This is a genomic window from Acinetobacter sp. P37, assembly GCF_057480965.1.
This window is the reverse complement of sequence record NZ_JBLIYY010000011.1, coordinates 58,449-69,766: the sequence shown is the minus strand read 5'-3', so window position 1 is coordinate 69,766 and position 11,318 is coordinate 58,449. Positions and strand designations below refer to the sequence as shown.

The 11,318-nt window shown below is 33.0% G+C and carries 10 protein-coding genes; all 10 read right to left on the bottom strand.

All coding sequences use genetic code 11. The features are described 5' to 3' along the window. Positions 1–3 precede the first annotated feature (3 nt). Positions 4–1,257, bottom strand: coding sequence for a nucleotide sugar dehydrogenase (locus AC25JC_RS11375; RefSeq protein WP_486924062.1), 1,254 nt, complete (start codon positions 1,255–1,257; stop codon positions 4–6). A 12-nt stretch (positions 1,258–1,269) separates the two neighbouring features. Then, positions 1,270–2,145 carry a UTP--glucose-1-phosphate uridylyltransferase GalU gene (galU, locus tag AC25JC_RS11370; RefSeq protein WP_439736952.1) on the bottom strand — a complete coding sequence of 292 codons (876 nt, stop codon included), beginning with the start codon at positions 2,143–2,145 and terminating at the stop codon, positions 1,270–1,272. Positions 2,146–2,169: 24 nt separating this feature from the next. Next, the gene (locus AC25JC_RS11365; RefSeq protein WP_486924061.1) at positions 2,170–2,790 is read right to left on the bottom strand and encodes a sugar transferase; all 621 of its coding nucleotides are present in this window, start codon (positions 2,788–2,790) and stop codon (positions 2,170–2,172) included. 17 nt (positions 2,791–2,807) lie between these two features. Beyond that, entirely contained in the window at positions 2,808–3,638 is an 831-nt protein-coding gene (locus AC25JC_RS11360; protein ID WP_486924060.1) for a glycosyltransferase, read from the bottom strand. A gap of 12 nt (positions 3,639–3,650) precedes the next feature. Then, positions 3,651–4,799, bottom strand: a complete 1,149-nt coding sequence (locus AC25JC_RS11355; RefSeq protein WP_419282503.1) for an EpsG family protein — start codon at positions 4,797–4,799, stop codon at positions 3,651–3,653. Then, positions 4,796–5,896 carry a glycosyltransferase gene (locus AC25JC_RS11350; RefSeq protein ID WP_486924059.1) on the bottom strand — a complete coding sequence of 367 codons (1,101 nt, stop codon included), beginning with the start codon at positions 5,894–5,896 and terminating at the stop codon, positions 4,796–4,798. The genes AC25JC_RS11355 and AC25JC_RS11350 overlap by 4 nt, the downstream gene beginning before the upstream one ends. Before the next feature lie 8 nt (positions 5,897–5,904). Continuing rightward, on the bottom strand, positions 5,905–6,837 hold the full coding sequence (locus AC25JC_RS11345) for a glycosyltransferase family 2 protein (RefSeq protein WP_486924058.1): 933 nt from the start codon (positions 6,835–6,837) through the stop codon (positions 5,905–5,907). After that, a complete protein-coding gene (locus tag AC25JC_RS11340) occupies positions 6,831–7,796 on the bottom strand; it encodes a polysaccharide pyruvyl transferase family protein (RefSeq protein WP_486924057.1) in 966 nt (321 codons plus the stop codon). The genes AC25JC_RS11345 and AC25JC_RS11340 overlap by 7 nt, the downstream gene beginning before the upstream one ends. Next, a complete protein-coding gene (locus AC25JC_RS11335; RefSeq protein WP_486924056.1) occupies positions 7,793–9,313 on the bottom strand; it encodes a lipopolysaccharide biosynthesis protein in 1,521 nt (506 codons plus the stop codon). Before AC25JC_RS11335 ends, AC25JC_RS11340 begins: the two co-directional genes overlap by 4 nt. Before the next feature lie 105 nt (positions 9,314–9,418). Beyond that, positions 9,419–11,269 carry a polysaccharide biosynthesis protein gene (locus tag AC25JC_RS11330; RefSeq protein ID WP_486924055.1) on the bottom strand — a complete coding sequence of 617 codons (1,851 nt, stop codon included), beginning with the start codon at positions 11,267–11,269 and terminating at the stop codon, positions 9,419–9,421. Between the last annotated feature and the right edge of the window lie 49 nt (positions 11,270–11,318).

Genomic DNA, 11,318 nt, shown 5'->3' with positions numbered 1-11,318 from the left:
CCATTAACGTCCTACCCCCATATATACAAAACCTTGAGACTTCACATATGCTGGATCATAAATATTGCGCCCATCCAAAATAAGCGGATGCTGCATGGTTTTAAGCAGTTCGGTATAATTTGGACTCCAATATTGTTTCCATGCAGTCAATAAACACAAAGCATGTGCATCTTGCACTGCCTCATATTGCTCTGTGCAATATATAAGATTAGGTCGCTCACCATATATTTTTTTAATTTCATCCAAGGCTTGAGGGTCGTGTAATTTAACTTTTACACCTTGAGCCCATAGTGCTGCCAACATGGCATGAATAGGAGATTGTCGCGTACTGGAGGTTTTTTCTTTAAATGCAGCGCCCCAAATTGCAACAGTTTTCCCTTTTAAATCACCATGATAATAATTCCACAATTTACGGAATAAAACTTCTTTTTGCTGCTCATTAATATCCCACACTTGAGCAAGCAATTGACTATTTGCACCCACACCAGACACCGTATGCGTCAAGGTCTGAATATCATGTGAAAAGTTTTCTCCACCAAAGCCTGCACCCGGATAGAGATAAGATCCTCCAATACGATTATCCGCAGCCATCCCCTGACGAACTGACTCAATATCAATACCTAATTTCTCAGCAACCATTGCCAAGTCATTGATATAACTAATTCGTGTCGCCAACATGCCAGAGATACTCAACTTGGTAAATTCAGCATCTAAAATGTGCATAAATAAATATTGCTGCTGACGTGGGAATAAAGGGCGTAAGAGTTCCTTAATTTTAATTTGAGCAATATCCGATGCAGTTCCAACAATCAACTGCTTGGCTTGGGCAAAGCTTTGTAAAGCGTTTCCTTCCTGAATCATGTCGGGTAAATAGACCCACTCATCTTCATGCAAAATTTTTGCAAATTTTTCTGTCCCATGTAGTCCTAAAGTAGACGCATTGATCATCAGTTTAGAGTGAATAATGGGACGTTGTTTGATGTTTTGAAGAATTTCAATACATTGCTTTTCTTCGGCCGGGTTAAAACTGAAGAAATAGGCATCTGCATCTAATGGAATATCATTAAAGTCGCAGTATTTTAAAAAACTACTTTGTTGTTTATTGAGTAGATTTTTTACAGCTTCATCTTGCATATACACATGTTCGCTTTCATACGTTTTCAGTGGTTCATACCAAAAAACGTGATGACCGCATTCTGCTAGCAAAGCAGCAAATACACCTGAAAAGAGTGTTTGTCCAAAAACTGCAACCTTCATATCAATCTCTTTTTATAGTTTTAGTTCTTTGATCAGCGCTTTAAATTCCTCACCTAATTTTGGATGGTCTACGCCATAATGTAAAACTGCTTTGAGATAGCCCAGTTTACTGCCACAATCAAAAGTTTGACCTTTCATCCGATAGGCTTCCACCGTATCGGTCGCTTGCAAAGCTGCAATTGCATCGGTCAACTGAATCTCATTACCTGCCCCTTTAGGCGTGTTCTCAAGTAATTGCATAATTTTGGCAGGTAAAATATAGCGACCAACGACTGATAAATTTGATGGTGCAGCGTCGACAGCAGGTTTTTCGACAATACCTTGCATGACGATGCTATGCCCTTCGGCAGGTGTAGAAGCTACATCCACAATTCCATATTGGTCCACTAGATGATCAGGTACAGCTTCCACCATAATTTGTGATGCATGGGTTTCATCGAAACGTTGAATCATTAAACTTAAATCATTACGCTCTGATGAATCTTTTACAAGAACATCTGGTAATAGCACAGCAAAATCATCATCACCAACAACCGCTTTAGCGCATAAAACCGCATGGCCTAAACCTAGAGGCTGTGGTTGACGTACGCTAATCACACTGACATGTCGCGGTAAAATTTCAGTGATTTCTTTGAGTAAATCAAATTTCTTTTTATATTCTAGAGTGGTTTCCAGCTCAAAGTTACGATCAAAATAGTTTTCAATGGATGCTTTTGAGGAATGGGTAACAAGAATAATCTGTTCAATGCCAGCAGCAACTGCTTCTTTAACTACATATTCAATCGCTGGTCGGTCAACCACGGTGACCATTTCTTTGGGAATAGATTTACTGGCAGGTAGAAACCGTGTACCAAGGCCTGCGACAGGGAGAATGGCTTTTTTGATCATATGATTCATTGTGATAAAAATAAATTATTTACGAATTGATTCGGACTGAGAATTATTTTGGCTTGAAAAACGGACAGCTCCAACCTCTTGGTCAGGAGCATTAATACCTTCTTTCTTTAACATGACTTCGACTGTTTTAAACATAATTTTAAAATCAAGCCATATCGTATGCGTATCAACATATTGTACATCTAACTCAAATTTTTCTTCCCATGAGAGATTATTGCGTCCACTGACTTGAGCAAGCCCTGTCATACCTGGCTTTACGTCATGTCTTCGCATTTGCTCAGAAGTATAGTGTTCCAAAAAGTCTTTCATTTGTGGACGTGGTCCAACAATACTCATGTCACCTTTTAGTACATTTAAAAGTTGTGGCATTTCATCTAATGTTGTTGCTCGTAATTTATGCCCAAATGGTGTAATTCGTTGATCGTCTGGTAAAGGATTTCCTTCTTTATCAAATGCATCTTTCATCGATCGAAACTTAATCATTTTAAATAATTTACTATCTTTTCCAGGGCGTTCTTGAAGATAAAAAATAGGTGAACCTAAATTTTTACGAACTTTTAAGGCCACAACACAAAAAATTGGTGAGAGAAGGATTAAAGCTATTAGTGAGATGACAACATCAACGAAACGTTTCATTACTAAAATTACCACTCTTATTTATGAACTTTTTTTCGAAGAAAAGTATTATAAATTTTACCCAATAACGCACTAGGTAAAAGTCTAGATGAAGACCGTAATAAGAAAAATATGTTAGCATGTATTGAGTTTTGTAGTTTAAGTTCTTTTTTTAATTTTAGTAATTTTAATTCACTTTTAACATATTCGAAACCTTTACGTCGCGCATGCATACCATTACCAACACGTGCATAAAGCAAAATATCTGGGTGATTTCCTACCATATATCCTGCACCAATCACACGTAACCATAAATTATAATCTTCCATAAATAAATGATGTTGATATCCACCAACAGCCTCAATGACTGATTTTTTATATGCCACAGTCATGTGATTAAAAGGACTTCTTTTTTGAGAAAATTTAACAATATCAGTATATTTAGTTGGAACACACTTTAAGATCTCTGCATCTAAAGGATTTTCCTTAAACTCTAAAATTTGTCCACTGAATAAAACTACTTCTGGATTTTCTCCAATAAATTGAATTTGTTTTTCAAAGCGATCAGGTTTACAGATATCATCTGTATCCATACGAAACACCCACTCATAAGTACAATGTTTTAAGCCTTCATTTAAAGCCTTACCTAAACCGACATTTTCTTTAAGTGGCAACATCAATAATATATCACCCAATTTATCTTGCCATTGTTTGACAACTTCCTGTAAATCATTTCCTACAGGTCCATCAATCACCAATACAATTTGGGATGGCTGTAATGACTGTTCATCCCAAATACTTTGAAAACATTTATTAAGAAATATTGGGCTTTCTTTAAAGTATAAAGATAATAATACTGAGAAAGACATATCAAAAACTCTTTAGTTAAATAAAAAATAAAATGGAACATTGGATAATGGAGGATATAAAACCCAATGATTAGCAGTCTCATTAATTAAGGAGCTCTTTTCTATAGCAAAAATTATCAGAAAAATCACATTTAAAAAAATTAGTAAATTGAGGTGTTTTCTGTATAATATTAAAAATAAAAAATATCCATAAAGATATATTAGAATAAAATTAAGCCGCTCAGAAGCAAGATTGATGCCAAGCAATGAAACCGAACAAATAGAAGTAAAATATATAATATTCTTAAATTGAGAATTAATATTCTTCCCAAAAATTAAAACTATAACAAATAACATTACACTATATAGTGCCAACCTAAATGAAACAATCTCAAAACTTGTTAAAGAAAGATAAAAACTTGTTTTATAAGTCAAAAACGAAAACTGATCAAGAAATAGAATAACTTGCCTAAAAAACAATCTAAAAATTAAAATACAAACCATAAAATAAAAAATTCTTCTGGGTGTAAAATTAATTTTACTTATATATTTATATAAAATACCTACAATCAAACTTGTGATATGGAATAAAGATGAAATTAACAAGAAAAAATAAAATTTCCTATTATTTTGATTACTTATTGCAAAAAGCAATATTGCTACAGATATAGCTTGTCGTTGTAAAAATGTAATTGTAAAAAAAGATAGAAATATTAGTGTTGATGCAGAAACAAGACCATGATATTTTTTATCTATATCTTTTAATCCATACTTTTCAAACCATGTTATAAATAACATAATACATATTATCGAATTATAATATGAAACACTGACACCATTAATTTCAATTCCGATTTTGTTTAATATCCAATAAATCAACCCCCATCCAAATTCAATTCCAAAAGGCTCGTAAAAAACTTCCGATAGACTCATACTCTTAATAATTTCATTAGCCTCAGAATATACACGATAGTCAATGATTGTAGAGGCACTAAAATCAATAGAATAAAATATAAACAACTGAGAAAATGCACCAAATATTAACAACAACGGTCTTAAAAATGGATAATCATGTAAAGGTAAAAATATAAGAGTAAAAACTGTTGCTATAAAAAAAACAAATGGTGAAAATGGAAAAGTTAAAAATAAAAATAAAATCCAAAGTATTACAATTTTATTCACTCTGAAATCTCCAAGAAATCTTTTGATAAAACCTCCATCCATTTCGACTTTATACCACTTAATTCATAACCCTTAATCGATAAACTTAAATCTTTATTTAACAAATCTTTGAATAGACTATTTGATATTAATTCAACAGCACTCTCTGTCGAGTTATCAGGGATCAAGAACCCATTAAGACCATTATTAATAATACTTCTTGGTCCATATGGCACATCAAATGCTATACAAGGAATATTCCTACTTACTGCTTCTAATAAAACCAAGCCAAAACCTTCGATACTTGAGGTTAAAATCAATCCATATCCATCACGATATATAACATCTGGGTTATTTATTCCAGAAATAATTTCTACAAATGATTTTAAATTATGAACCTCTATATAATCCAAAATATCATCCAATAATGGACCACTACCAAACATTCTAAATTTAATATTTTTTTCCCACAATTTAGATTGATTATATATATCTAAAGCAAGTAATGGTCTTTTTTCTGAAGAAAAACGTCCAACGTATAATAAATATTTGCGATTGTTAACTAAGCTATCAACATCTATAAACTTTATTCCATTAGGAATATAAACAGCCTTAACTGATTTATTCTGATAATACTGCTGATCTTGAGGTGTTAAGGCAACAAAAACATCTAATTTACTATATAAATACAGCTTAAATATCGAGACTAAGCCTTTAGACTTATAAGCTGTGCTTGTGTGATCCCAACCAAACATTTTATTCTGGCTGTGATAGATTCTTATCAAACCGAACAACATGCACAATGGAGGAGATGTAGCAATAAAAATTGATTTATCAATTTTCCTTGTAAAAGCAAGAAGTAAGATAAAGGTTTGAAAAAACCAAATTAACTTAAATATACTTTGATAAAAAAGCGTATTATATTTTTTTTGCGCTAGAGTAATTATTTCAACTTCTGGAACAGTATCAAAAGCTAATTTTTCAACATTACCTAAAGATACAATTTTAACACTTATATCTTCTTCTGATAATTTATTAGCTATTTCAGTCGTAGCCTTCAAAACACCACCAGAATTTTTTTCATCCAATGAATGCACGACAAAATAAATATCTCTCATTAGACTTCCTATTTTTTTAACAATACAGCTCCCCCAATATACGACCACTTATAAAAAAGGAGAAAACGTATATTAATTAATTGGGGGTTAATAAGCAAACTCCCCAACCAACGTCGGGATAAATACGAAACTGAATGTGAATTTTGAGAGGTTATTTTTCTTAAAGTCTGAGATAAAAGTGGATAATTAATATTATTAAAGAAATTTTTATTTAACAACATACAATAATTTTCAATTTCCATGACGTCTATATCAATCTTATTTATCAAAAAAAGATTTCGTATAACTTCTTTAGTCAATTGTAGCTTTCTTTCTAAATTGGACTTTAATAATGAACTTTCACTGCCTTCTAACACTCTGTAATTGAGTAATACTTCTGGAATATTATAAAACTTAGTTTGTACAGATAATCTCACCCATAACTCATAATCTTCTATTCTATGGTATTGATGATCGTACAAATTATTAATAAGCAAATCTTTGCGTATGACAATTGATGGATGAATAAAAGGTGAATCAATATATAAAAAGGCTTTTATAGCTTCATTTGTTACAGGTACTTTATAAATATTCTTAGAATCGATAATTTGTGCAAAGGAACCTACTACACCATACTGTGTATTAGATTCTAAAAAAGTTACTTGTTTAAATAATCTTTCTGGAAGGGCAATATCATCCGCATCCATACGTGCAATATATTTTCCTTTTGCCAACGATATACCTTTATTCAGAGTTCCGATTAGACCTAAATTTTCTTGGTTTTTAACATAAATAATACGACTATCTGTGTAAGATAAAATAATATCTTCGGTCGAGTCACTTGATCCATCATTAAGTACAATCAGTTCAAAATCAGTGAAAGTTTGTACTAAAATACTGTCAATAGCTTCTTTTAAGTATAATTCAGCATTATAAGCTGGTAGAACAACACTAACTAACATGACTTTTCCACTTTAATATTTTCACTGCCTTTCAGCCATACATTATAGTATGCCTTATTTTTTCCATATGAATTATCTAACAAAATAATTTCTTTATTTAATAATAATGACAAAATACAGCCATGTAATCTTGTCGTATAAATAACATCATAACTATTGATAAATCCAATACCTGTTTTAAGCAAATACTTTCTAAAATAATTCATTGCGTAGTCATCTATATATTTAGAAAGCTGTGTTTTCTTCCCATATCCAGCATTAAATTCCTTTCTATTCATCCTTAATAAAAGTCGTAAATACAAGCTTTTTAATGTATGTTTTTCAAAAGTTGGCCAGTCAGACTGCTTATCAACTTCCTTTAAATATTTATCATTAACTTCAATCGCTTCTAAATCTACGCGCTTCATTAATAATTTTTTGCCTGTACTCACACCTTTTTTCAAGGTCTCTTCTTTAATGCAAAATGCCATATCTGGCAGCAGTAAAACTTTTTCTTTATTTAGATACTTTAAAGCAAGTTCGTAGGATTCGTGATCACGGACACAGAGATATAAATTCTCATGCTTAGAAAAAATTTGAAAATCGTTTTTTTCTTTTTCTTTATCTTCAAAATAAATTGTTTGCGGCAAAATAATTATTTTGTTTTTTTCATACGTTTTAACAACATGTTTTCTAAAATCTTGGCTAGATGCATAAATATCACCAAAGTTACCTCCGCCATGAAGTAAAATAACTGTTTTTTCTGATAACTCTTCTAAAGATGCAGTTGACGATGAGCCAAAATCCAACATTTTGTAAGGCTTATCAGCCAAAAAATCTAGTGTTCCTTGCCAAATTAATGTGTCACCAATATTGATATGATATGGTAAATCCCAATAAACGTAATCTGCGTCAATCAGCGGTGATAGCTTAGAATCAATTGTAGATTTTAGGAGCTTGATAGTCTCATTTGAATTCACAACTTTACCCTTTTTAAATATTTAGATGCTAAAGCACGCATTTTTTGATGCTCAACCTTATCTACTAATAACAAGTATGACATTATTATAAGAAAGCACATTAATGCTGCAATATTAAGAAAAATTTCAAAAATATTCAAATCTTTTAAACTTAAATAATATATTAGTGGCGAAAGAATAAAAATTAACAAAACCATTCGTAAAATAATTGCTTTAGAATATTTTTTTAAATTTAAGCAATTCAGATCACGAACTTTATACATCCTATATACATATGCCAATAAAGCTGTAAATATTTTTACAACAAATGCTAGTACTGGATTATTGAGGTATATAAAACAGAAGTATGCTATTGGTAAATTTAGAATCATAATCAATGAAACTACAACCTGATAACGATGTATGATACCTGATGCTTGTATTGTGAGCCACAACGGCCCAGACATCACTTCTAACAATACTACTACTATGGTCAACCGTACAAAAATTACTGTATGTAAAGGTATGTCATGCAACCAGATACGTAAAATCTGTTCTGTAAAAGTGAAAAGTGGAATTGCTATCAACAAATATAGAAAAATTGAAAATTTCGAAAATAGTATTATTAATTTTTTTAGCTTTTCAAAGTCTCCATCAGCATAAGTCTTCATTAAATAAGGACTATATGCTGTCTGAAAACTATTTACGAATTGATATACTGCGCTATAAACTTGTTGTGTTATCGCATTTGATGCATTAATCAATACCCCAAAAAACTTATTTAATAAAATTGATAAGCCTTGCTGTGATAATAATACCGCACTCCCCCCGAACAACGACCAACCTGAGAATAATAAAACATCTTTGTAATATTGCTTATCATTTTTTATATAAAAATTAGGCATATCAATTTTGATAAAACAAGCCAGCACAAATAAAACTGTTACGACCAATGTAACTATATTTAAAATTAGTCCATAGATACTTAACAAATCATTAGCACCGGACCAGAATGTAAGTACATATATTCCTATAAATTTTAGAATTGCCTCAATAACAGATACTAAAGCATACAATCCCATTTTTTCATTTGATATTAGCAATGCTATATATGGCAGTCTAAGTATCATAAAAAACAAATTTAGCACACATAATTTAAAGAAAAAAACTGATATATAAATTTTATTTTGCGGAATATGCAAAGAATAAACTATGCTTTCTGCAGAAAGCAATCCTAAACCCAAAACCAATAAACTTACAATAACGAATATCTGTAATGAAACACTATATATATAACTTTGCTTGAAGCTATCACCCTGTGTAACATTATAAAATCTTTGCAGCGATGTAGCTATAGATCCAGTTAGAATATTAAATAGAAGTACAACCCCAAAAATTAGATCATAAATTCCATAATTTTCAAAACCTAAGATCTTAAGTAATAACCTTGTTGAATATAATGTTAAAAACATAACGAAGAACATTCGCAAGAACATAAACAAGGTATTCTTAATTACTTTTATTTCCTTATTTTCCATAGTTCCCTATCAAATTATAAATATTTAAATGGTGTTTACTCTAGTAAAAAAATTATTAAATTAAAGCTTTTATATAAAATTGCATAATTTAAAATTCATTATGTTTTATATTTTATCCCTATAACCATCCACATGATTTTTCAGAATATTCAATAGTACAACCGCATCTTCATTTTCGCATTCTTTATCAAGCTGAATAAATACTTGGCATAGCTGAGCATAACTGTAAAATCTCTCAAAAGATTTTAAAATCCGTTCATGCTCGGTTTTTTCAATACCTTCTTCATCAATCAACAACTCTTCATATAGCTTTTCACCCGGACGTAAACCTGTAAATTGTATCTCAATATCACCTATACCATTTTCATCGATTGCTCGAAAACCACTCAAACGAATCATTTGTTTAGCTAAGTCTACTATTTTAACTGGCTCGCCCATATCAAGCAGAAATACATCACCGCCTGTCCCCATCGCACCTGCTTGAATCACGAGCTGAGCTGCTTCAGGAATCGTCATAAAATAACGCGTGACTTCTGGGTGCGTTACTGTAACAGGCCCGCCTTGAGCAATCTGCTTTTTAAACAAAGGGACGACAGAACCTGACGAACCAAGTACATTACCAAAGCGTACAATACTAATTTGCGTTTTTGGATTCGTCGACGCTAGGCCCTGACAGTAGAGTTCCGCCATCCGTTTCGAAGCGCCCATGACATTGGTCGGGCGTACGGCTTTATCTGTCGAAATTAAAACAAAGGTTTCTACACCTTGGGCTACAGCTGCATCAACACTACGCTGCGTACCAATCGAAGTATTGTAAATCCCCTCAAAAGGATTGGCCTCGACTAAAGGCACATGCTTATAGGCTGCTGCATGATAAACCGTTTGTACCGCATACTGTTGCAATATACGTTCTAATTTTTGCTGATTGGTGACAGAACCCAATACTGGTATAACTTGTACACCCGAAGTCTGCAATTCACGATCAATTGAATACAAAGCAAATTCAGACATTTCAAACAGCACCAGCAATTTCGGCTGATGCTTCACAATCTGACGGCAAAGTTCAGAGCCGATCGACCCGCCTGCTCCTGTCACCATGACCACTTTATTTTTAATATTTTTCTCTAATAGCTCTGGCTTCGGTGGCACAGGATCACGTCCAAGCAAATCAATAATATCGACTTCTCGAATATCAGAGACTTTAACTTTACCATCGACCAGTTGTGTGACACCCGGTAATTCCATGATTTTGACGTCGGTGGCTTCAAAGGATTCAATAATCTCTTTTTTCCGTGCACGACCAACGGAAGGCATGGCAAGTAAGACTTCTTCAATACCAAATTTACCCAATTTAGCTGCTGCACGTTGTGGTGCATAAATTTTTAAACCACTCAGTGACTGACCTTGTAAGGAGCGCTTATCGTCAATAAAACACACAGGCAAATAATCATCTGAACGGTTTAAAGCTGCGGCAATTTGCTGACCTGCCAGCCCTGCGCCATAAATCGCCACGCGTTTACGGCTTTGTTTTTTAGCAAAGGTTTTGAGGGTTGCATAGCGAATGACGGCACGGCTCCACCACATGTATGAAAACAGCATAAAGCCATACATCAGTGGAATACTCATCGGAATGAAGGCAAGACCTAACTTTTTGATGCTGTACAGCGCCACAATCTGAATAAATGTCCCGATTAAAATCCGCAGCAAATAGTCTTCATTAAATGAACGCACAATTGCACGGTAAATACCGAGCAAAGCAAAAATCAGAATGCCAACCACACCGACATACATGTACCAAGCATCCAGTCCTTGCATGACCTGAACATTGGGACGTGCCAAACGTATGGCATAAGCCAGCCACATCATTAACGGTAAAATACAGATATCCATCAGCACCAAAACGATTTGTTTTTGGCGACGCGGTAATGATGCTATAGAACGGATAAAGTCTTTCACAAGATGCTCAAGTGGGGTCAATAAGGCGAATGAGAGCGCATATTATACG